At 72.7% G+C, this 20,757-nt stretch carries 20 protein-coding genes; 8 read left to right on the top strand and 12 right to left on the bottom strand.

Features of this window, described 5'->3' with window-relative positions; all coding sequences use genetic code 11:
• Nucleotides 1–72 precede the first annotated feature (72 nt).
• Nucleotides 73–930 (bottom strand): aldo/keto reductase, encoded by an 858-nt coding sequence (locus VFV67_RS35780; RefSeq protein WP_326475158.1) that lies wholly within the window; start codon nucleotides 928–930, stop codon nucleotides 73–75.
• Between the two features lie 230 nt (nucleotides 931–1,160).
• Here VFV67_RS35780 and VFV67_RS35785 point away from each other — a divergent pair, with 230 nt between their 5' ends.
• Nucleotides 1,161–1,412 carry a hypothetical protein gene (locus VFV67_RS35785; protein ID WP_326475159.1) on the top strand — a complete coding sequence of 84 codons (252 nt, stop codon included), beginning with the start codon at nucleotides 1,161–1,163 and terminating at the stop codon, nucleotides 1,410–1,412.
• Here the strand turns inward: VFV67_RS35785 and VFV67_RS35790 are convergent.
• The 9 genes from VFV67_RS35790 to uraD all read right to left on the bottom strand — a co-directional run bounded on the left by VFV67_RS35790 (nucleotide 1,343) and on the right by uraD (nucleotide 11,703).
• Nucleotides 1,343–2,674 (bottom strand): aspartate aminotransferase family protein, encoded by a 1,332-nt coding sequence (locus VFV67_RS35790; RefSeq protein WP_326475160.1) that lies wholly within the window; start codon nucleotides 2,672–2,674, stop codon nucleotides 1,343–1,345. The two genes, VFV67_RS35785 and VFV67_RS35790, sit on opposite strands and share 70 nt — an antisense overlap.
• Nucleotides 2,675–2,726: 52 nt before the next feature.
• Nucleotides 2,727–4,820 (bottom strand): putative bifunctional diguanylate cyclase/phosphodiesterase, encoded by a 2,094-nt coding sequence (locus tag VFV67_RS35795; RefSeq protein WP_326475161.1) that lies wholly within the window; start codon nucleotides 4,818–4,820, stop codon nucleotides 2,727–2,729.
• 245 nt (nucleotides 4,821–5,065) lie between these two features.
• Nucleotides 5,066–7,321, bottom strand: coding sequence for a xanthine dehydrogenase subunit D (gene pucD, locus VFV67_RS35800; RefSeq protein WP_326475162.1), 2,256 nt, complete (start codon nucleotides 7,319–7,321; stop codon nucleotides 5,066–5,068).
• Nucleotides 7,318–8,682 carry an 8-oxoguanine deaminase gene (locus VFV67_RS35805; protein WP_326475163.1) on the bottom strand — a complete coding sequence of 455 codons (1,365 nt, stop codon included), beginning with the start codon at nucleotides 8,680–8,682 and terminating at the stop codon, nucleotides 7,318–7,320. Before VFV67_RS35805 ends, pucD begins: the two co-directional genes overlap by 4 nt.
• Nucleotides 8,679–9,152, bottom strand: coding sequence for a (2Fe-2S)-binding protein (locus tag VFV67_RS35810; protein WP_326475164.1), 474 nt, complete (start codon nucleotides 9,150–9,152; stop codon nucleotides 8,679–8,681). The genes VFV67_RS35805 and VFV67_RS35810 overlap by 4 nt, the downstream gene beginning before the upstream one ends.
• Nucleotides 9,152–10,024: an FAD binding domain-containing protein gene (locus tag VFV67_RS35815; RefSeq protein WP_326475165.1), complete on the bottom strand. Its 873-nt coding sequence runs from the start codon at nucleotides 10,022–10,024 to the stop codon at nucleotides 9,152–9,154. The genes VFV67_RS35810 and VFV67_RS35815 overlap by 1 nt, the downstream gene beginning before the upstream one ends.
• Before the next feature lie 4 nt (nucleotides 10,025–10,028).
• Nucleotides 10,029–10,886: a factor-independent urate hydroxylase gene (gene pucL / locus VFV67_RS35820; protein ID WP_326475166.1), complete on the bottom strand. Its 858-nt coding sequence runs from the start codon at nucleotides 10,884–10,886 to the stop codon at nucleotides 10,029–10,031.
• Nucleotides 10,886–11,203 carry a hydroxyisourate hydrolase gene (gene uraH, locus VFV67_RS35825; protein ID WP_326475167.1) on the bottom strand — a complete coding sequence of 106 codons (318 nt, stop codon included), beginning with the start codon at nucleotides 11,201–11,203 and terminating at the stop codon, nucleotides 10,886–10,888. The genes pucL and uraH overlap by 1 nt, the downstream gene beginning before the upstream one ends.
• The gene (uraD, locus tag VFV67_RS35830) at nucleotides 11,200–11,703 is read right to left on the bottom strand and encodes a 2-oxo-4-hydroxy-4-carboxy-5-ureidoimidazoline decarboxylase (protein WP_326475168.1); all 504 of its coding nucleotides are present in this window, start codon (nucleotides 11,701–11,703) and stop codon (nucleotides 11,200–11,202) included. The genes uraH and uraD overlap by 4 nt, the downstream gene beginning before the upstream one ends.
• A 250-nt stretch (nucleotides 11,704–11,953) precedes the next feature.
• Between uraD and VFV67_RS35835 the strand changes: the two genes are divergently transcribed.
• Nucleotides 11,954–13,951 (top strand): hypothetical protein, encoded by a 1,998-nt coding sequence (locus tag VFV67_RS35835; RefSeq protein WP_326475169.1) that lies wholly within the window; start codon nucleotides 11,954–11,956, stop codon nucleotides 13,949–13,951.
• 2 nt (nucleotides 13,952–13,953) lie between these two features.
• Here the strand turns inward: VFV67_RS35835 and VFV67_RS35840 are convergent, their stop codons facing one another.
• Complete coding sequence (locus tag VFV67_RS35840; RefSeq protein ID WP_326475170.1) at nucleotides 13,954–14,337, bottom strand: RidA family protein; 384 nt, start codon at nucleotides 14,335–14,337, stop codon at nucleotides 13,954–13,956.
• 78 nt (nucleotides 14,338–14,415) lie between these two features.
• Between VFV67_RS35840 and VFV67_RS35845 the strand changes: the two genes are divergently transcribed.
• Genes VFV67_RS35845 through VFV67_RS35870 form a run of 6 tightly spaced genes read left to right on the top strand, consistent with a single transcriptional unit; the run spans nucleotide 14,416 to nucleotide 19,884 of the window.
• Nucleotides 14,416–15,723 (top strand): amino acid deaminase, encoded by a 1,308-nt coding sequence (locus tag VFV67_RS35845; protein ID WP_326475175.1) that lies wholly within the window; start codon nucleotides 14,416–14,418, stop codon nucleotides 15,721–15,723.
• 11 nt (nucleotides 15,724–15,734) lie between these two features.
• On the top strand, nucleotides 15,735–17,324 hold the full coding sequence (locus tag VFV67_RS35850) for a D-aminoacylase (protein ID WP_326475176.1): 1,590 nt from the start codon (nucleotides 15,735–15,737) through the stop codon (nucleotides 17,322–17,324).
• Nucleotides 17,321–17,953: a bifunctional 4-hydroxy-2-oxoglutarate aldolase/2-dehydro-3-deoxy-phosphogluconate aldolase gene (locus VFV67_RS35855; protein ID WP_326475171.1), complete on the top strand. Its 633-nt coding sequence runs from the start codon at nucleotides 17,321–17,323 to the stop codon at nucleotides 17,951–17,953. The genes VFV67_RS35850 and VFV67_RS35855 overlap by 4 nt, the downstream gene beginning before the upstream one ends.
• Before the next feature lie 54 nt (nucleotides 17,954–18,007).
• The gene (locus VFV67_RS35860) at nucleotides 18,008–18,991 is read left to right on the top strand and encodes a lactonase family protein (RefSeq protein WP_326475177.1); all 984 of its coding nucleotides are present in this window, start codon (nucleotides 18,008–18,010) and stop codon (nucleotides 18,989–18,991) included.
• Between the two features lie 4 nt (nucleotides 18,992–18,995).
• The gene (locus VFV67_RS35865; protein WP_326475172.1) at nucleotides 18,996–19,469 is read left to right on the top strand and encodes a nitroreductase/quinone reductase family protein; all 474 of its coding nucleotides are present in this window, start codon (nucleotides 18,996–18,998) and stop codon (nucleotides 19,467–19,469) included.
• A gap of 1 nt (nucleotide 19,470) precedes the next feature.
• Nucleotides 19,471–19,884: a PPOX class F420-dependent oxidoreductase gene (locus VFV67_RS35870; RefSeq protein ID WP_326475173.1), complete on the top strand. Its 414-nt coding sequence runs from the start codon at nucleotides 19,471–19,473 to the stop codon at nucleotides 19,882–19,884.
• 236 nt (nucleotides 19,885–20,120) lie between these two features.
• Here the strand turns inward: VFV67_RS35870 and VFV67_RS35875 are convergent.
• On the bottom strand, nucleotides 20,121–20,757 hold a 637-nt coding region (locus VFV67_RS35875), incomplete at its 5' end, for an SLATT domain-containing protein (protein ID WP_326475174.1).

Consider the following 20,757-nt stretch of genomic DNA (forward strand, 5'->3'; position numbering starts at 1 on the left):
CCCGGCGCCTGCGGCGCCGCGCGCTGCCCACTTTCCGATGCGGAGGATGCCTGGCTGCACCGGGTTCGTCGATTACCCGGCTGCGGTGAGCGCCTCGTACTGGTCGTCGGTCAGCGTGAGGCCGGCGGCGGCGACGTTCTCCTCGAGGTGGGCGACGGATTTGGTGCCGGGGATGGGGAGCATGACCGGGGAGCGGCGCAGCAGCCAGGCGAGGGCCAGTTGGGCAGGGGTGGCGCCGTACTCGCCGGAGAGGCGGGCAAGGATGCCGCCCGGGCGGGCCAGGCGGCCGGTGGCGATGGGGAACCAGGGGATGAAGGCGATGCCTTCGTTGGTGCAGTAGTCGAGCACGGCCTCGGAGCGGCGGTCGGTGAGGTTGTAGAGATTCTGCACGCTGACGATCTCGACGACGCCGCGGGCGGCCTTGATCTCGTCGACGTTCACCTCGGACAGGCCGATGTGGCGGATTTTGCCCTCGCGCTGGAGCAGGGCCAGTTCGCCCAACGAGTCCTCGGCGGGGACGTCGGGGTCGATGCGGTGCAGTTGGTACAGATCGATGGTGGACAGGCCGAGGCGGCGCAGGCTCATCTCGACCTCCTGGCGAAGGAAGGCCGGGTTGCCGCAGACGGTCCATTCACCGGGGCCGGTACGCAGGAAGCCGCCCTTGGTGCCGATCACGATCTTGTCGTACGGGTGCAGCGCCTCCCGGATCAGCTCCTCGCTCACGTACGGGCCGTAGGAGTCGGCGGTGTCGATGAAGTCCACCCCCAGCTCGGCGGCCCGGCGCAGCACCCGCACCGCCGCCGAACGGTCGGGCGGATCGCCCCACACGCCGGGGCCGGTGAGCTGCATCGCGCCGTAGCCCATCCGGCACACCCGCAGGCCGCCGACGGCGACGGTTCCGGCCCCGGCGGCGGGCAGCGACTCGGTCATCTGACCTCCCAATGCTCGTCATTTACCAACACGGACGGCTACGCACCGTGCACGGCAACTGGACCCATCCAGACCCCGGTCCAGGCCGAATGTATCTACGGCGCCCCCAGACCCCTCCTCTTGGTAACTGTGAATTGCTAATACGACGACTGGATCGACCGATGAAACCTTATGAGACGACGATCCATCCAACGGTTGTCACCGGCCTCAAGCACAAGGATGTACCCCCGATGTCCACACTCAACCACCGGGCGCTCGCAATGCTTCGGGCCGTGGACGAGGGGCGCGCCGAGCTCACCTGCAGCCGTGAGCCGGACCTGTTCATCGATGGCGTCGCCTGCTGTGACCAGTTCACCGCCCACCTGCTCGCCCACGACGGGCTGATCGAGCCCGCGCAGGCCGGCCAGTACGGTCAGCGGGTGCCGGCCACCCTCACCGCCGCCGGGCTCGCGGCCCTCGCGGTCACCCCCGCCGCCGCCTGACCCGGCCGGCCCAGCGCGTCGAGCAGCACCGCCAGCCCGCGCTCCAGCGTCACCGGATCGATCGTCAGCGGCGGGATCACCTTCAGCACCTCGTCCTCACGGCCGCACCGCTCCACGATCAGGCCGTTCTCGAAGCACTGCCGCTGCACCCGCCCGGCCCGCGCCGGCCCGCCGGCCGCGCCGAGGTCGATGCCCATCGCCAGACCCCGTTGCCGCACGGTCACCCCGGGTTGGGTCTCCCGCACCCACGCCGCGAACCGGTGCAGCCGGGCGCCCGCGGTCACCAGCCCGGCCTGGAAGTCCGCCCGCTCCCACAGCTCGAGTGCCGCGGTCGCGGTGACGAAGGCCAGCTGGTTGCCGCGGAACGTGCCGGTGTGCTCACCCGGCGCCCACACGTCGAGGTCCCGGCGCAGCAGGGTGACCGACAGCGGCAGGCCGTATCCGCTCAGTGCCTTGGACAGCGTCACGATGTCCGGCACCACCCCGGCGTGCTCGAAGCAGAAGAACGGCCCGGTCCGCCCGCAGCCGGACTGGATCTCGTCACAGATCAGCAGCACCCCGTGTCGCTCGGTCAGCTCCCGCAGCCGGCGCAGCCACGGCACGGACGCCGGGTAGAGGCCGCCCTCCATCTGCAGCGGCTCGACGATCACGGCGGCCGGGACGTCCATTCCGGACGACGGGTCGGCCAGCATCCGCTCCAGGTAACCGATCGAGTCGAACCGCCCGGCCGGCCCGTCCTCGTAGGGCACGAACATCACGTCGGCCATGCCCACTCCCCCGGCCGCCCGGGCCCGCCGGTTGCCGGTCACCGCCAGCGAGCCGCGGGACATGCCGTGGTAGGCGCCGCAGAACGCGATCACCCCGCGCCGGCCGGTGGCCTTGCGCGCCACCTTCAGCGCGGCCTCGACCGCGTCGGTTCCGGTCGGCCCGCAGAACTGCACCTTGTAGTCCAGCCCGCGCGGCGCGAGGACCACGTCGCGCAGCCGGGTCAGGAACTCCCGCTTGGCCACGGTGTGCAGGTCGAGCCCGTGCGCCAGGCCGCTGTCGGCCAGGTAGGCGGTCAGCCGGCGGCCGATGTGCTCGTTGTTGTGCCCATAGTTCAACGTCCCGGCGCCGCAGAAGAAGTCGATGAACACCCGCCCGTCCTCGGCGTGCAGCTCGGCCCCGCGGGCCCGGCTGAACACGGCCGGGAACGTGCGGCAGTAGAGCCGAACCTCGGACTCCAGGGTCTCGAACACGGCGATGTCGGCGGCGACCGTCATGGTCGACAGGCTATGCGGCGACTGATCTTGGCGCCGGGCGGGACCCGCGGGTTCACCCGGTGAACAGCTGCTCGATCTCGTCGGGCGGCCCGGCCACACCGAACAGCGGACCGGAGGCCGCCGCGGCGCCGGTCTCCCGCCACCAGGCGAGCTGGTCCTCGTCCTCGATGTTGCCGACCGCGACGACGGCGCCGTTCTCGCACACCAGCGGCACCAGGTTGCGGATGGCGCGCAGGAACATGGTCTCCTTGCCGGCCCGCACCGCCCTGGTGATCCGGCTGATCACCAGGTTGCTCATCTTGACCGCGCGGACCGGCAGGTCCTCGAGGCAGGCCAGGTCGCCGCGGCTGGTGCCGAACTCGTACAGCACCGGATAGATCCGCAGGTCGACCAGCACGTCCAGGTTGTCCTCGGCCAGACCGTCGCGCATGCACAGCGCCTGCACCGGCATGCCGAGGCGCAGCCGCTCGTTGGCGAGGCCGGTGCACAGCAGCGCGTCCTGCACGGTGGCGACCAGGTCGGGATCGCCGGCCTGCTGCCGGGTCAGCTCGACGTAGAGGTGCGGCGGGTCGGTCTCGCTGGCGTCCTTCCAGGACATGATCTGCTCGCAGGCCCGGGTGAGCATCCACCGCCCGATCGGCAGGCTCATCCCGGTCTCCTCGAGCACCGCGATGACCTGGTCGTGACCGATCGGGCCGCGCTCCGGGTGGTTCCAGCACAACTGCGGCTGCACCGCGAGGACCCGGTGGTCGTCGGTGGCGATCACGGTCTGGTAGCTGAGCTCGATCTCGCCGTTCTCCCAGGCGCCCGGGATCGACGCGGCCAGCTGGAACTTGTCGCGGTCCTGCTCGTCCTGCTCGGTGTCGACCAGCGCCCACTGCCGCGGGCCGGACGACTTCAGCCGGCGCAACGCGATGTCGGTGGCCTGCAGCAGCCGCTGCGGCTCGGTGCCCCGGCGCGGGTCCTTGATCACCGCGATGCACGCGGTGGTGGCCACGCCCTGGTCCCCGACGTAGTGCGGCTCGGCCAACTCCTCGTTGATCCGGGTCGCGATCGCCTCGGGTGCCGGCGTGCGCTCGGAGTTCTCGATCAGGATGCCGAACTCGTCGCCGTCCAGCCGGGCGACCGTGGCGGTCTCGTCGGCCACCACGGCGATCAGCCGCTTCGCCACGATCCGGAGCAGCTGGTCGCCGACCTCGCGGCCGAGCCCGTTGTTCACCGCGGCGAACCCGTCCAGGTCGACGTGCAGGATCGTGACCGAGTCCGCCGCGCGGCTGCCGCCGAGCGCCTCTTCGACCCGGGACAGGAACTGCTGCCGGTTGGCCAGCGTGGTGAGCGGGTCGTGCACCAGCTGGAACCGCAACCGGTCCTCGAGCAGGTGCCGGTCGGAGACGTCCTCGGCGGAGACCACCAGGTTGCGCGGCGAGCCGTCCGGATACCGGATCAGCTGGCCGGACAGGTACACCAGCACCTCGTCGCCGCCCTTGCGGCACAGCTTGCGCCGCTCGCGGAACGGCAGCGCGTCCGCCTCGAGCAGCTCCTGGAAGCGCAGGATCAGCAGCTCGGCCTCGTCCGGATGGAACAGGTCGCGCAGGCTCAGCCCGCCGAGCTCGCGCGGCGCGTACTCGAGGATGTTCGCCAGCGCCCGGTTGGTCTTGAGCAGCTCGCCGTCCAGGTCGGCCAGCGCCATGCCCACCGAGGAGGAGGTGAACACCTCGCGGAACAGCTCCTCGCTGGCCTCGAGGTCGCGCTCGGCGTTCTCCTTGGCCCGGGTCAGCGCCCGCTTGATCTCCTCCTGCTCGGCGAAGAGCCGGTTCCGCATCCCGGTGGTGAAGCCGGTGGCCAGCTCGCCGAGCATCGGCAGCAACCGCTGCTCGACCCCGTCCAGCCCGCCGAGCTCCGGCAGGCCCTCGTTGAGCACCCGCAGGGTGCGCCCGACGCATTCGGCCTTGGTGAAGCCGAAGTCGGCCAGCCGCAGGCCGGCCTGCTGGCACGCCGAGGCGTCGAGGTCCTGCCCGCGAACCGCGATGATCAGCCGGTCGAGCAGGGCGCCCAGCTCCTGCTCGATCTCGTCGCGGGAGCGCGCGACGTAGATGATCTCAGTGAGCGACCCGGCCCACCGGCCGACCAGCTCAGCTCGGTCCACCGGCGCCATCCATGGGCCAGGTCATCGTTCTCGGCTGTCCTTCTCGGGGGGCCGGGGTTTCACTCAGTGACACTCTCCACCCAAACGGGCAGAGAACACCACCCTCGACACGCTCGCGTCGTGGCGAATCCTTGGCCCGATCGAGTGAACTACGGCTAGTCATCGACAGACTACTGGGTACCACGCTCCGTCCCCGCCGAAAAGAGCAGTAGGACCCTGGTAATCACCCGCGCAGGGTCGTCCGGTCAGCGGTTCACGATGTGCTCCGGCCGGACGGGAACCCTGGTCAGCGCCCTGCCGGTGGCCGCGCGGATGGCCGCGACCACGGCCGGCGTCGAGGAGATGGTCGGCGGTTCGCCCACCCCGCGCAGCCCGTACGGGGCATGCGGGTCGGCGAGTTCGAGCACGTCGACGGCCATCGGCGGCATGTCGAGCACGGTCGGGATCAGGTAGTCGGTGAACGACGGGTTGCGGATCTTGCCGCCCACCACCTGGATCTCCTCCATCACCGCGAGGCCGAGGCCCTGCGCGGTGCCGCCGTGGATCTGGCCGAGCACCGCGTCCGGGTTCATCGCCCGGCCGACGTCCTGGGCACAGGCCAGCTCGACCACCCGGACCAGGCCCAGCTCGAGGTCCACGTCGACCACCGCGCGGTGCGCCGCGAACGCGTACTGCACGTGTGCGTTGCCCTGGCCGGTGGTCGGGTCCAGCGGGTAGGTCGGCCGGTGCCGCCACTCCACGGTGCGCTCGACCGCCTCCGACCCGAGCACCTCGACCAGGTCGACCTCGGCCAGCGTGGTCACCTCGCGCCCGAGCCGGTCGGTGGCCAGCTTGAGCACCTCGTCCCGCACCGCCTGGCAGGCCGCCTGGACCGCGCCGCCGGTCACGTAGCTCTGCCGGGACGCCGAGCTGGAGCCGGCGCTGCCCACCGCGGTGTTCGCCGGCTGGATCGTCACCCGGTGCACGCCGAGCTCGGTGCGGGCGATCTGCGCCTGCAGGGTGACCAGACCCTGGCCGACCTCGGCCGCGGCGGTGTGCACCGAGGCCACCGGCTCGCCGCCGATCACCTCGAGCCGCACCCGGGCGGTCGAGTAGTCGTCGAAGCCCTCGGAGAACCCCACGTTCTTGACCCCGACGCCGTAACCGACGCCGCGCACCACGCCCTCGCCGTGCGTCGTGTTGGACACCCCGCCGGGCATCTCGCGCAGGTCGACCGGGGTGCTCACGGGCGGCGGCAGCGGCCGGGCGCGCAGCCGGCGGAGCAGCTCGGCCACCGGTGCCGGCGAGTCGATCACCTGCCCGGTCGGCATCACCGAGCCCTCGGCGACCGCGTTGCGGATCCGCAGCTCGACCGGGTCCATGGCGAGCGCGGTGGCCAGCCGGTCCATCTGCGACTCGTAGGCGAACGCCGCCTGCACCGCGCCGAACCCGCGCATCGCCCCGCACGGCGGATTGTTGGTGTACATGCCGAAGCAGTCCACGGCCACGTTGGGCACCCGGTACGGCCCGACCCCGAGGGTGGCGGCGTTGCCGGCCACGGCCGCCGTGGTCGAGGCGTAGGCGCCGCCGTCCAGGATCATCGTGGCCCGGACGTAGACCAGGTCGCCGGCCTTGGTGGCGCCGTGCTCGTAGCGCAGCACGGCCGGGTGCCGGTGCACGTGGCCGAAGAACGACTCCTCCCGGCCGTAGACGATCTTGACCGGCTTCCCGGTGTGCAGCGCCAGCATGCAGGCGTGCACCTGCATGGACAGGTCCTCGCGGGCGCCGAACGCCCCGCCGACCCCGGCCAGGTGCAGCCGGACCCGGTCCACCGGCAGGCCGAGCGCGCGGGCCACCTGCTGCTGGTCCACGTGCAGCCACTGGGTCGCGATGTAGAGGTCCACGCCGCCGTCCTCGGCCGGCACCGCCAGCCCGGACTCGGGGCCGAGGAACGCCTGATCCTGCATGCCGACCGTGTACTCGCCGGTGACCACCACGTCCGCGGCCGGATCCGGCTCGCCCCTGCGGATCACCACGTGCCGCACCACGTTGCCGGTCGGATGGCCCGGGTGCAGCACCGGGGCGGCCCGGTCCATCGCGGTCTCGGCGTCGGTCACCGGCTCCAGCACCTCGTAGCCGACCACGATCCGATCGGCGGCCCGGCGGGCCGTCTCCGGGTGGTCGGCGGCCACGATGGCGACCGGCTCGCCCTCGTAGCGCACCACGTTCTCGGCGAGCACCGGCTGGTCGGCGTGCTCGAGGCCGTAGATGTTCGCCCCGGGGACGTCATCGTGGGTGAGCACGGCGGACACGCCGGGCAGCGTCAGCGCCGCCGAGATGTCGATCGAGGTGATCCGGGCGTACGGGTGCGGGCTGCGCAGCGTGGCGCCCCAGAGCATCTCGTCGGCCCACAGGTCGGAGGAGTAGGCGAACTCGCCGCGCACCTTGAGCGCGCCGTCCGGCCGGGTGGGGCTGTCGCCGACCGCCCCGGCGACCGAGCTGGTGGTGAGCGCGCCGGTCATCGGTTCGCCTCCGCCCGGCGCGCCAGCCGGAAACTGGCCCTGCGCAACGCGGTTGCGGTGTCCACATCGGACACCGTGCGGATCGTGCCGTCCTCGACCACGGTCTTCCCGCCGACGAGCAGCAGCCGGACGGGTGGCAGCGCGCCGAACACCAGCGCCGCCACCGGGTCGGCGATGCCGGCGTGCTCGATACCGTCCAGTCGCCACAGCGCCAGGTCCGCCTGCTTGCCCGGCTCCAGCGAGCCGATCTCGTCCTGGCGACCGAGGCAGCGGGCTCCGCCCATGGTGCCCAGCCACAACGCCGCCCGGGCGGTGAGCGCATCCGGTCCGCCGCGCAGCCGCGCCAGGTAGGTGGCCGCGCGCAACTCGACGCCGAGCCCACCGTCCTCATTGGACGCCGCGCCGTCCACGCCGAGCCCGACCGGCGCGCCGGCCTCGATGAGGTCGCGAACCCGGGCGATCCCGGCACCCAACCGGGCGTTGGAGGTCGGGCAGTGCGCGACGCCGGTCCCGGTTCGGCCGAGCCGGCTGACCGCGTCGTCGGACAGGTGGATGCCGTGCGCCAGCCACACGTCGTCGCCGAGCCAGCCGGTCCGGTCCGCGTACTCGGCCGGCGTGCAGCCGTACTCGGCCTGGCACTGCCGTTCCTCGTCGAGCGTCTCGGCGAGGTGGGTGTGCAGCCGCACCCCCTTGCGGCGGGCCAGTTCCGCGGCACCCTTCATCAGTTCCGGGCTGACCGAGAACGGCGAGCACGGCCCCACCGCGACGCGCACCATGGCCTCGGGTGCCGGGTCGTGGTAGCGCTCGATCGCCACCTCGGTGCCGTGCAGCGCGTCGTCGGTGTCCTCGACGATGGAGTCGGGCGGCAGGCCGCCGTGCGAGCGGCCCCGGTCCATCGACCCGCGCACGGCGTGCAGCCGGACCCCGACCCGGTGCGCGGCGGACACCACCGCGGTGAACGGATCCCCGGCCCCCTGGGGAAAGACGTAGTGGTGGTCGGCGACCGTGGTGGCGCCGGTCTCGGCCAGCCGGACCAGACCCGCGGTGGCGGCCGCCTCGGTGACCTCCTCGTCCAGCCCGGCCCACACCGGATAGAGCGTGGTCAGCCAGTTGAACAGGTCGCTCTGCTGGGCCAGACCCCGGGTGGCCCACTGGTAGAGGTGGTGGTGGGTGTTCACCAGTCCCGGGGTGACCAGGCAGCCGCGGCCGTCGATCCGGCGGTCCACCGGCCCCTTGTCCGGAGCCGAACCGGCGCCGACCGCCTCGATCACTCCGTGGTTGATGATCACATACCCGGTGTCGTGCTCGGTGCTCCCCCGATCAACCGCGAACACCGCGGCACCCTCGATCACCGTCCTCATGCTTCACCGTCCACTGTGGACGCCGCGAGCCGCACGGCGTCCAGGATCTTCTCGTATCCCGTGCAGCGGCACAGGTTTCCGGCCAGTGCCTCGCGGATCTCGGCGTCCGACGGGTGCGGGTTGCGGCGGATCAGGTCGTGCGCCGCGACCACAAGGCCGGGGGTGCAGAACCCGCACTGCACCGCGCCGGTCCGCACGAACGCCTCCTGCACCGGGTCGAGCGCCTCGCCGGTGGCCAGCCCCTCCACGGTGCGCACCCGCCGGCCCTCGGTCTGACCGGCGGCCACCAGACAGGCGCACACCGGCACGCTGTCCAGGTAAACCGTGCACGACCCGCACTCGCCCTGCTCGCAGGCATTCTTCGAACCCGGAAGACCGAGCCGCTCGCGCAGCACGTACAGCAGGCTCTCGCCCGGCCACACGTCGTCCGCGGTCATCGGCTGGCCGTTGACCTCCACGTTCACCCGCATCAGGACCACCCTCCGGAGCAGTAGTCGCGCCAGGCCCAGGACAGCGTGCGGCGGGCCAGCACGGACAGCGCGTGCCGGCGGTAGGCCGCGCTGCCGCGCACGTCGTCGATCGGCCGGGCGGCGGCCCCGACCAGCTCGCCGAACCGGCCGAGAACGTCGTCCGGCACGGGTTGCCTCGTCTGCCAGGGCAGCTCCGCGGCCAGCGCCTCGGCCTCGGTGGCGCGCAGCGGCGTCGGGCCGGCCGAGCCGATCCCGGTGCCGACCGTGCGGTCCGCGGCGTCCAGGCTGACCGCGAACGAACAGACCGCGATGACCATCGCGTTGCGGGTGCCGACCTTGGCGAACTGCTGCGGGCCGCGCGCCTTCGGCAGCCGCACCGCGGTGATCAGCTCGTCCGGCGCCAGCACGGACCGCTTGGGGCCACTGAAGAACTCCGCGGCCGGGATGGTCCGGGACCCCCTGGCCGAGGCGACCTCGATGTCCGCGCCGGTGGCCAGCAGCGGCGGGTGCGCGTCGCCGGCCGGCGAGGCCGAGCCAAGGTTGCCGCCGACCGTGCCGCGGTTGCGGATCTGCGGCGAGCCGACCGTGCGCGACGCGATCGCCAGGCCCGGCAGCTCGGCGGCCAGCTCGGTGATGATCCGGGCATACGGCACGCCCGCGCCGAGCCGGACGAGTCCATCGCCGCCGCCGTTGCCGACACTCCAGTCGGCCAGCTCGCCGACCCTGGTGAGGTCGAGCAGCGCGGGCGGGCGGCGCAGGTCGAAGTTGAGCTCCACCATCACGTCGGTGCCGCCGGCGATCGGCACCGCGTCGGGGTGCTCGGCCTTCAGCGCCAGCGCCTCGGCCAGCGTCTCGGGTCGGAAGAAGTCCATCGCACTACCACCAGGCCAGCCCGGGCTCCGGCGCGCCGGAACGCAGCACGGTGCCCTCGATCAGACCGTAGGGCCGGTCCGCGGCGTAGAACACCTCGCCGGGGTTGTCCAACCCGAACGGGGCCAGATCGACCAGGAAGTGGTGCTTGTTCGGCAGCGCCAGGCGCACCTCGGCCACCTCCGGCCGCTCGGTGAGCACCCGCTCCCCCATCGCGTGCAGGGTCTGCTGCAGCGACAGGCTGTGCGTGTCGGCGAACGCGGCCAGCAGGTGCCGGGTCGACTCGGCGTGCGAGGTACCCCAGTCGTCGCTGCGCGGCTCGGCATGTCGCCACTGCGCGGTCACGGCGGTGGCCAGGATCCGGTCGGTGGTCTCGGCCAGCGTGGTGTAGCGGTCCTTGTGGAAACCGTGGAACTCCGAGCCGGTGGTGTTCAGCACGACCAGGTCGGCCAATCCGGACACCACCCAGGCGTTCTCGCCGTCGCAGCTTGCGGTGGCGGTCCGGGTGCCGGCGCCGCGCCGGAACGAGTGGCCGGCCAGCCGCTCCCAGGTGTACTGCTCGATCCGCACCCGGGCCCGCCGGATCGCCGGCGCGGTACCGACGAAGTGCCGGGCCAGCCGCAGCGCGAAGTCCTCGATCTCGCCGACGCCGTCCCGGGCGAAGGCGTAGACGGTGTTCTTCTGCGTGTCGGTGGGCAACACGCCGCTGTTGTCGCCGGTCAGGTGGGTGGCGGCCAGGTCGCCGGCCAGCGTCGTGGTGACGTTCAGGTCGACGACGTCGTGCCGGTCCTGGCCACGCTCCACCCGGACCAGGCGGGTCTCGGCCTTGCCGTACTGGTTGTCCCCGAGGACTATCCGGGACATCAGCTGCCCCGGTAGGTGGAGTAGCCGAACGGGCTGATCAGCAGCGGCACGTGGTAGTGCTCCTTCGGGTCGGCGATCCGGAAGGCGACGGTCACCTCCGGGTAGAACGCGTCCGGGCCGAGGTAGTCCCCGACGCCGAACACCAGCCGGTACTCCCCGGCCCGGTGCACCGTCCAGCCGGACAGCCGGCCGTCGGCGTCGGTGCGGCCCTCGTCAACCGTGGACCAGTCGCCGTTCAGCCGCAGGTCCAGCCGCACGGTCACGCCGCCCGCCGGCCGGCCGCGGCTGGTGTCCAGCACGTGCGTCGAAATCGTCATGCCGTCACCAGCTTCCGCAGCCGCAGGTTGGCGATCTTGCGCAGTTCCTCCCGGACCGCGACCCGCTCGGTCTGTTCGTCGTTGTCCAGCCGGGCGCGCAGGGCGGCGAGGATCTCCCCGGCGGACAGGCCGGTCGCGCAGATCAGGAACACCCGGCCATGCCGGCGCTCGTATTCCGCGTTGGCCGCGGCCAGTTCGGCGGCGGCCGCGTCGTCGGCGCCGGCCGCCGCCTGCTCCTCGCGCGACCAGGCCGCCTCCCGGCCGGCGCCGCCGGCCCGCTCCCCGATCCGGGGATGGGCGGCGAGGGCCTGCTCGACATCCGCCCAGCCCAGCTCGGCGAAGATCGCGTCGGACACCTGCTCCAGCGTCTCCAGATCGTGGTACGGCCGGCGGACCACCAGTTCGTCCGCCCACCGGCGAGCCGCGCAGCAGGCCAGCAGCAGGCCCTCGGCCTGCGCGGGCTCCGCGGCGTTCAATCGCTCCATCCGGGACTCGACCATCCGAGCACTGTAATGCGTCAACCCGGGCCGGGTTGCCGGGCCGGTCAGCGGGTGGGCGCACGGCCGTCCCGAAATCGCACCGGCCGAAGCCGGAATTGAAAAACCACCACCGCGGAGAAAGGAAGATCACCCATGCGGGGGAATTTGCCCGCGCCGACAACCCCCCGTGTGTACCAAGGAAGTCCGCTAGCACCGGGCCGCGTGAAACAATGGCCCGGCAGGGGGCGCGAAATTCGGGAAAGGCGGGTGCATGACCGGCGCGGACCGGCTGAGCAGGTTCCTGGCCGCGCTCCGCGAGACCCCGATTCCGACCAGCCAACCGGCCCGGGACGGCCGGGCCGAGGAACTCGGCCTGAACCTGCTCGACCTCGCCCTGAACCAGGAGCACATCGGCCGGGTCTCGGAGACGCTCACGCTCGCCGACGCCACGCACCTGACCCGCCAGGTCGGCCTGGAGATCGATCTCGGTGCACTGTCCGCCGACCGGCTCGCGGCCCTGTCCGCCGACCGGCTCGCGGTGCGCTCCGCCGACCGGACCGGCAGCACAGGTGGACCGGGCACGGTGTGGCTGCCGCTGACCCGGCAGCCGCGCCGGGACTCCGGCTGGGTGGTCGTGTCCGATGTGGACGGGCACCGGTATCCCACGATGTCGCCGCAGCGGGCCGACCTGGCGCTGATCCAGGGCCTGCGCAAGGTGTTCGCCGTGTACCTCGACTCCGGCGCCGAGGATTCGGCGACCGTGGCCGGGGTGCGCGACCGGTACCACCGGTCCCGCTGGCTGATCGAGGCCACCATCACCGCCGTGATCGAGAACGGCGGGGTGTTCGAGCGGGAACCGCTGCCCGGGCTCGACCGCGACGACGACACCCACACCACCGACATCCGCGACCGCGCGGCGACCGTGGTGCGGGCCCTGTTCACCGAGGGCGGCGCGTTCCTGCGGATGCTCGACATCGCGGCCCGGGAGCACCTGCTGGTCGTCCGGATCCCCACCCACCCGGCCCAGCACGTGCTGCGCTACACCTCGCCCGGTGCGCTGACCACGTCCACCGACCGGCGCCGGTCCCGGCTGCGCCGCGAGTTCACCGTGCGGTACCAGACCGTCATCCCGCGCGAGGTGGACACCTACGAGGTGACCGTTGCGGTGCCGGAAGGCATCCAGGTTCGCCGGTTCCTGCTGGCCACCGCCACCGACCGGGCGCACGTGCGGCGGCTGACCGAGCGGATGCGGGTGCCCCGGCCCGAACTGCCCGACGTCACCGCGCGGCTGGCCGAGCTCGGCCGCAGGCGGGAACGCGACCTGCGCGCGTTCAAGACCTACATCGAGGGCTGCTACGCCACGTTCTCGTCGCGGCCGCCGAATTTCCCGGCGCCACCCCGCCCCGAGCCGGGGGACCCCGGCCTCACCGCGCCCGGGTTCCCGGTCACCCGGCTGGCCCGGTTCGCCCGGCTGTACGAGACCGAACGTCTCCACCTGGCCGGCGGCGCGCTGACCCCGGCCGAGCTGCGCGCCTGGGCCACCGAGCTGGAGGCGGCCGACCTGGACGTGAGCCTCGACTTCGACGACGACCCCCGGGAGAACACCGGGCGGATCCGCTGGCAGCGGCGGCCGTTCGGCGAGGACGACGAGACCAACAGCGAACCGGTCGCCGCGAACGTCTACATGTCCCTCGTCGACGACCCGATCTCGCTGTCCTCGGGGGTGTCCAAGCTGGTCCTCGCGGTGCTGTTCCTGGTCGCCGCGTTCGCCGTGGTGCTGCAACCCCACGTGCTGTCCGGACTTCCGGTGCTCGGCGAGCTGTTCACCCGGATCCCGTCCGCCGCCGAGGGCAGTGCCGCGACCCTGTCCTCCGCGGACGCCGTGGTCACGGTGCTGCTGCTGGTCCCCGCACTGCTGATCACCCGCACCCAACTGCCGCCGCGCAGCCTGCTCGGCCGGCTGCTGGTGTGGCCGCGGTTCGTCGCCTACGCCTCGGTGGTCAGTGTGGTGCTGCTGGCGCTGTGCGTCGCTGCCCTGCCGGCCGGCTCGCTGTGGCCGCCGTTCCTGCTGGTCATGGCGATCCTGGCGCTGATGCTGCTGCTCATCATGGTGGACTTCGCCACCAAGACCGTGCTGCGCCGCAACCGGGTGCCGCCCTACGCGCTGTTCCCGCTCTGGCTGCACATGGAGGCCTCGCGCTGGCCGCGCCGGCGGATCCGCCAGTGCGTGGCCAACTTCTCCTCACCCGAGCGCGAGGACGACGCCTGAGGTCAGGCGTCCAGCACCGCCATGGCGTCGATCTCGACGAGCACCCCGGCCGGCAGGCCGACGTAGACCGTGGTGCGGGCCGGGAACGGCTCGGTCAGGAACTCCTGGTACGCCGCGTTCATGTCGGCGAAGTGGCCGGTGTCGGTGAGGTAGACCCGGACCATGACGACGTCGTCCATGGTGGCGCCGCCGGCGGCGAGCACCGTGGTCACGTTGCGCATGGCCTGACGGGTCTGCTCGGCGACCGTGTCGCCGACGATCGCACCGGTGCCGTGGTCGGCCGGGATCTGGCCGGCGACCTGGAGGATGTTGCCCTTCCGGATCCCGAACGAGAGCGGGAACGGGACGGGCGCGGCGCCGTCGGGGTGGATCGCGGTCCTGGCCATGCGGCCGGATGCTACACAGGGTCGCACCAGGTGGTGCAGTATTCCGTGGCATATCGCGCAATGGAGGCGCCGGTGCGGATCGAACCCGGGAGCATCGACCAGGCCGCCGTGGCGGCGATCGGGACCGAGCGGATCGACTGGCGCTTCAAGGGAATGCCGGCCGCGGTGGCCGGGATGAGCATCGCGGAGGTCCGGAGCCGCGGCCTGAACCTGTTCCGGGACGGCTTCCTCGGCCCGCTGCTGGTGCTGGACGGCCCGGCGCTGGCGGCCAACATCGCCACGATGGCGCGCTGGTGCGCGGCCCGGGGCCTTGCGCTCGCCCCGCACGGCAAGACCACCATGGCGCCGCAACTGTTCGCCCGGCAGCTCGAGCACGGCGCGTGGGCGATCACCACGGCCAACGCCAGCCAGCTGCGGGTGTACCGGGCGTTCGGGGTCAGCCGGATCGTGCTGGCCAACCAGCTGGTCGACCCGGCGGCGCTCGGCTGGCTGGCCGGTGAGCTGGCCACCGACCCCGGGCTGGAGTTCTGCTGCTGGGTGGACTCCGAGCGCGGGGTTGCGCTGATGGACCGGGCGCTGCGCGACGCGGGCGCCACCCGGCCGGTCGACGTGCTGGTCGAGCTGGGCGCGGCCGGCGGGCGGACCGGCGCCCGGGATCTGCCGGCCGCGCTCGCGGTGGCCGACGCGGCGGCGGCCAGCCCGGCGCTGCGGCTGGTCGGCGTCGCCGGCTACGAGGGGGCCGTGGCCAACGAGAGCACCGCCGACGCCATGGCCACGGTCCGCGGCTACCTGGTCCGGCTGCGCGAGCTGGCGGTCACCCTTGCCGGGCGCGGCGCGTTCGACGGGCTGGACCGGGTGCTGGTGAGCGCCGGTGGCAGCAGCTACTTCGATCTGGTCGCCGACGCGCTCACCGAGCCGTGGCCGGACGGTCTCCCGGTGCTCCCGGTGCTGCGCAGCGGCGCCTACGTCACGCACGACGACGGCCCCTACCGCAGCCTCTCGCCGCTCGGCGCGACGCCCCGGCTCGACGACGCCGCCCCGTTCCGGTCGGCGCTGCGCGCCTGGGCGCAGGTCACCTCCCGGCCGACCGCCGATCTCGCCCTGCTGACCATGGGCAAGCGCGACGCCCCGTACGACCTCGGCCTGCCCGAGCCGCAGCTGATCCGGTCCGGCGACGGCGTGACCCCACTGCCCGGCTGCCGGGTCACCGCGCTGAACGACCAGCACACGTTCCTCGCCGTGACCGCGGGCGCCGACCCGCGGGTCGGGGACTGGGTCGGGTTCGGTCTGTCCCACCCGTGCACGACCTTCGACAAGTGGCAGCTGATCCCGGTGGCCGGCGCGGACGGCGAGACCGTGGTCGACCTGATCCGCACCTACTTCTGATGGGGTCCACCATGGACATCGTGATCCGGGGTGCCACCGTGGTGGACGGCACCGGTGCCCCCGGCTACCGCGCGGACGTGGGCGTCGAGGCGGGCCGGATCGCCGCCATCGGGGGCAGGCCGACCGGAACCCGAACCATCGACGCGACCGGCCTGGTCCTCGCGCCCGGGTTCATCGACATGCATTCGCATTCCGACCTGCAGGTGCTGGCCGACCCCGAGCACCTTGCCAAGATCTCCCAGGGCGTCACCCTCGAGGTGCTCGGCCAGGACGGCCTGTCCTACGCCCCGGTCGACGACGCCACGCTGGCCGGGCTGCGCACCCAGCTCGCCGGCTGGAACGGCGACCCGCCCGGCTTCGACTGGACCTGGCGCGGCGTCGGCGAGTACCTGGACCGGTTGGACCGCGGGATCGCCGTCAACGCCGCCTACCTGCTGCCCCAGGGCACGATCCGGCTGCTGGTCATCGGTTGGGACGACCGGGCGCCCACCGGTTCGGAGCTGGACCGGATGCGCGAGGTGGTCGCCACCGGGATGGCCGAGGGAGCCGCGGGGCTGTCCTCCGGGCTCACGTACACGCCCGGCATGTACGCCGGCACCGACGAACTGGTGGCGCTGTGCGAGGTGGTCGGCCGGCTCGGCGGCTACTACAGCCCGCACCACCGCAGCTACGGCGCCGGCGCGCTGGCCGCCTACGCCGAGATGGTCGAGGTGTCGCTGCGATCCGGCTGCCCACTGCACCTGGCCCACGCAACGCTGAACTTCCCGGTCAACGCCGGCCGCGCCGGTGAGCTGCTCTCCTTGCTGGACAAGGCGATCGACCAGGGCTGCGACCTGTCCCTGGACACCTACCCGTACCTGCCGGGCGCCACCTACCTGTCCGCGCTGCTGCCCAGTTGGGCCGGTGCGGGCGGCCCGGACGCCGTGCTCGCCCGGCTGTCCGATGTGGACATTCGGGAGCGGATCCGGCTCGACCTCGAGGTGCACGGCTCGGACGGCTGCATGGGCGTTCCGGTGGACTGGGCCTGGATCGAGATCAACGGGGTCCGGCTGCCGGAGCACGCGCACCTGGTCGGGCACAGCGTGGCGGAGTCCGCGCGGCGGGCCGGGAAACCGCCGAGCGAGCTGGTCTTCGACACGCTGATCGCCGAGCGGCTGGGCACCTCGTGTCTGATGCACGTCGGGCACGAGGACAACGTGCGGGCGATCATGCGGCACCCTGCGCACACCGGCGGCAGCGACGGGCTGCTGGCCGGCGAGCGGCCGCATCCCCGGGCCTGGGGCACGTTCCCGCGCTACCTGGCCCGGTACGTGCGCGAGTTGGGCGTGCTCGGGCTGGAGGAGTGCGTCGCGCACCTGACCGGCCGGCCGGCGCGCCGGTTGCGGCTGTCCGATCGCGGGCTGCTGCGCGAGGGATACGCCGCCGACCTGGTGCTGTTCGACCCGGAGACGGTCGCCGACCGGGCCACCTTCGACGACCCGCGCCGGCCCGCCGCCGGGATCCCGTACGTCCTGGTGAACGGGACCCCGGTGATCGACGACGGCCGGCCGACCGGCGCGCTGCCCGGCCATTCGATCCGGCCGGTGCGGAGCGCGCCGTGACCCTGGACCTGCTCGCCGCGCTGCGCGCCCACCGGACGCTCGCCGTCGTGCGCGCCAGGTCGATCCCGGACCCGGCCGGGGTGGCCGCGACGCTGGTCGAGGCCGGGCTGCCGATCGTGGAGTTCGCGCTGAGCACGCCCACCACCGTGGACCTGATCGAGCTGGCGTCCACCGTGGACGGTCTGCTGATCGGCGCCGGCACGGTGCTGACCCGGCGTCAGGCCAGGGACGCGGTCAGCGCCGGCGCCCGGTTCCTGGCCACCCCGGCGGTCCGGCCCGAGGTGGCCGCCGAGGCCGCCCGCCAGGAGGTGCCGCTGCTGATCGGCGCGCTCACCCCGACCGAGGTGGCCGCGGCCGTGGACGCCGGCAGCGTCGCGGTCATGGTGTTTCCCGCGGCCCGGCTCGGTCCGGAATACCTTCGCGACCTGCACGGCCCGTACCCGGGCACCCCGCTGGTGGCGGGCGGCGGGGTACACGCCGGCAACGCCGCCGAGTACCTGGCCGCCGGCGCCGTGGCGGTGGCGGCCGGCCGAGCGGTGATCTCCGCCGAGGCCGCCGAGGCGTCCCGGTTCGCCGAGATCCGGCTCCGTACGGCCGAGTTCGTCACGGCGGTCGACCGGAGCCGGTGAACCGGCCGGTGGGTAACCTGGTGCGCGGCGCCGAAGGGGGAACCATTGTCCACCATGTACGTCGGCAGCTTCCCGGCTGACCGGGGTCTGGCAGTGGGCCGGGTGGATCCCGACACGGCCGAGCTGCGCATGACCGGGACCGTCGCGGACGTCCCGGACGTGTCGTTCCTGGCGTTCGCCCAGAACCGGCAGGTGCTGTACGCGACCAGCGAGCAGGAGCCGGACGGGTCAGTGACCGCACTGAACATCGCCGACCCGGAGCGACCGGAGGTGCTGGGCCGGCAACCGACCAAGGGCGCCGCCCCGACCCACCTGAGCGTGCACACCAGCGGCCGGTTCCTGCTCACCGCCAACTACGGCAGCGGCACGGTCGTGGTGCACCCGCTCGAGCCGTCCGGCGAGATCGGCGCCGCCTCCGACCTCGCCACGCTCGGCGGGCACGCGCACCAGGTGCTCACCGACCCGAGTGGACGGTGGGTGCTCGCCGCCGACCTGGGCACCGACACCGTGCACGTGCTCCGGCTCGACCTGTCCGACGGCAGCCTCGCGCCGCGCTCCCGGCTGGGCCTGCCCGACGGGTCCGGGCCCCGGCACGTGGCCTTCCACCCGTTCGGCCGGCACGTGTACATCCTCGGCGAGCGGCGGCCGGAGATCACCGTGGCGGCCTGGGATCCGGCCGGCGGCCGGCTCGACCCGGGCCAGGTGGTCCCGATCGCCGCGCCCGGCGAGACGTTCCCCGCCGAGATCCTCGCCTGCCGGGACGGCCGGTTCCTCTACGTGTCCAACCGGGGCGCGAACACGATCCTGGTGTTCGCCGTGCACGACGCGGGCGCCCGCCTGGTTCCGGCCGGCACCGCGCCGACCGGCGGCGACTGGCCGCGGCACTGCACGCTCAGCCCCGACGAGCAGTGGATCTACGTCGCCAACCAGCACTCCGGCACGGTCACCCGGTTGCCCCGCGACCCCTCCACCGGCGGACTCGGCGCGGCCGGCGACCCGGTCCCGGTAACCAACCCCGCGGTCATCCTGTTTCACTAACCCCGTGAAGCTCGTGCGCAGACTCGCCCAGACGCTCGGCCGCCAGCCGTGGCTGTCCGCCGTCGGCCCGCACCTGGTCGCCATGGACATCGCCCTGCAACGCTTGACCGGTGGCCGCGTCGCGTTCAGCCGGTTCGCCGGCATGGCGGCCGTCCTGCTGACCACCACCGGCCGCCGCACCGGCCAGGCCCGCACCACCCCCCTGATGGCCATCCCCGACGACGGCTCCCTGATCCTGGTCGCCTCCAACTGGGGCAAGCCGAACCATCCCGCCTGGTCCGCCAACCTGATCGCCAACCCGGCCGCCACCGCCCTGGTCCGCGGCCACGCCTTCCCCGTCACCGCCACCCTGCTGACCGGCCCCGACCGCGCCGTCGCCTGGTCCACGGTCACCACCGCCTGGCCCGCCTACCACGACTACGCCACCCGCTCCGGCCGCGAGATCCGCCTGTTCCGGCTCACCCATACCCTCCACTGACATGTCGTTCACCCCGGAAGAGCTCGCCTACCTCCGCTCCCAACCCCTTGCCCGCCTCGCCACCCTCTCTCCCGACGCCCAACCCGACGTCGTCCCCGTCGCGTTCGAGTTCGACGGCACCCACTTCTGGGTCGGCGGCCCGGGCCAGTCCTTCCTGCACACCCGCAAATCCCGGAACCTCTTGTCCGGCAACACGAAGGTCGCCCTCGTCATCGACGACCTCGTCTCCCTCGACCCGTTCACCGCCCGCGGCATCCGCATCTACGGCACCGCCGAACCCCCCGTCGAACGCACCGGCATGGTCGGCCCCGGCTACTACATCCGCATCACCCCCACCCATTCCTGGTCCTGGAACATGAATTCCGAACCCGCCGGCGAAACCTGGTACCCCACCCGCCGCACCACCCACGACTGACCCGGCGGCGCCGAGCCATCGCACCGATCAGGTCCCGGGACCTCCGCTCCGTGGACAGCGGATGGTCGGAGCTGCTCCGCCATGCCTCATGTTCAGTCCCGCACCGAACTGACGGCCTGCGGCCGGCTGCGCCGGCCGCAGGCCGGCGCAGCCGGTTCCAGGCACAAGGTCGATCCTCTGCCGCGTGCGCGCCGGCGGAGCAGGGGGTGCACCGGTGACTCGGAGGTCTCGGCTGGTCAGCGAGCCTCGCCGGGTGCCGAGTGGACCTCGCGGGGGGTGCGGTCGAGTTTGCGGAACTCGAGCCAGCGGCGGCTCACGTCGTTCCAGATCTCCTGCTGTTGGTCGAAGAACTCCCGGAGCCGATCGAGACTCACCTGGTCGGCGGGTGTGGTCACCAGGTAGAAGTCCATGTGATCGCGCACCCGGTGGAGCCGGTACTGGGTCTCCTCCATCAGCACCCACAGGGCCCGCCAGCTGTTGAAGGTCTCCAGGCCGGCCAGCACGGTCACGGTCGCGACCATCGGCAGCGCGATGGCGGCCTGTTCCGGGATCGTCGGGATCCCGAGCACGACGGTCGACAGCGCGGTCAGGATGAGCCCGGCGACCTGCGTCCCCTTCGCCTTGCGGCGGTTGCGCCGCTTGCGGTCGTCCGTCCAGGCCATGTCGGCCGACACCAGATCCCGGAACGCCACGACCGCTTCCTGTGGCGTCAGCGACTTCTCCCGCCCGGCGATGGCGAGAAACCCGTGCTCGGATTGCAGGACACTCGGCGGAACCTGGCCACGCGACCACCACATCCCGCCAGCCTCTCCGACCGGCTCGCGTTCGACAAGCATCAGACCAAGCGCCGCGGGCGCCGGCCGCGTAGCGGCC

This window comes from Actinophytocola sp., from assembly GCF_035762905.1.
GTDB lineage: Bacteria > Actinomycetota > Actinomycetes > Mycobacteriales > Pseudonocardiaceae > DASYTH01.

Excerpts from the sequence above, each read along its gene's own strand:
- pucL (WP_326475166.1), bottom strand. The coding sequence starts at position 10,886 with ATGTCCCGGATAGTCCTCGGGGACAACCAGTACGGCAAGGCCGAGACC.
- VFV67_RS35840 (WP_326475170.1), bottom strand. The coding sequence starts at position 14,337 with ATGGCCAGGACCGCGATCCACCCCGACGGCGCCGCGCCCGTCCCGTTC.
- pucD (WP_326475162.1), bottom strand. The coding sequence starts at position 7,321 with ATGACCGGCGCGCTCACCACCAGCTCGGTCGCCGGGGCGGTCGGCGAC.
- VFV67_RS35780 (WP_326475158.1), bottom strand. The coding sequence starts at position 930 with ATGACCGAGTCGCTGCCCGCCGCCGGGGCCGGAACCGTCGCCGTCGGC.
- VFV67_RS35860 (WP_326475177.1), top strand. The coding sequence starts at position 18,008 with ATGTACGTCGGCAGCTTCCCGGCTGACCGGGGTCTGGCAGTGGGCCGG.
- VFV67_RS35790 (WP_326475160.1), bottom strand. The coding sequence starts at position 2,674 with ATGACGGTCGCCGCCGACATCGCCGTGTTCGAGACCCTGGAGTCCGAG.
- VFV67_RS35870 (WP_326475173.1), top strand. The coding sequence starts at position 19,471 with ATGTCGTTCACCCCGGAAGAGCTCGCCTACCTCCGCTCCCAACCCCTT.
- VFV67_RS35810 (WP_326475164.1), bottom strand. The coding sequence starts at position 9,152 with ATGCGGGTGAACGTGGAGGTCAACGGCCAGCCGATGACCGCGGACGAC.
- VFV67_RS35785 (WP_326475159.1), top strand. The coding sequence starts at position 1,161 with ATGTCCACACTCAACCACCGGGCGCTCGCAATGCTTCGGGCCGTGGAC.
- VFV67_RS35850 (WP_326475176.1), top strand. The coding sequence starts at position 15,735 with ATGGACATCGTGATCCGGGGTGCCACCGTGGTGGACGGCACCGGTGCC.
- VFV67_RS35815 (WP_326475165.1), bottom strand. The coding sequence starts at position 10,024 with ATGGACTTCTTCCGACCCGAGACGCTGGCCGAGGCGCTGGCGCTGAAG.
- VFV67_RS35835 (WP_326475169.1), top strand. The coding sequence starts at position 11,954 with ATGACCGGCGCGGACCGGCTGAGCAGGTTCCTGGCCGCGCTCCGCGAG.
- uraH (WP_326475167.1), bottom strand. The coding sequence starts at position 11,203 with ATGACGATTTCGACGCACGTGCTGGACACCAGCCGCGGCCGGCCGGCG.
- VFV67_RS35805 (WP_326475163.1), bottom strand. The coding sequence starts at position 8,682 with ATGAGGACGGTGATCGAGGGTGCCGCGGTGTTCGCGGTTGATCGGGGG.
- uraD (WP_326475168.1), bottom strand. The coding sequence starts at position 11,703 with ATGGTCGAGTCCCGGATGGAGCGATTGAACGCCGCGGAGCCCGCGCAG.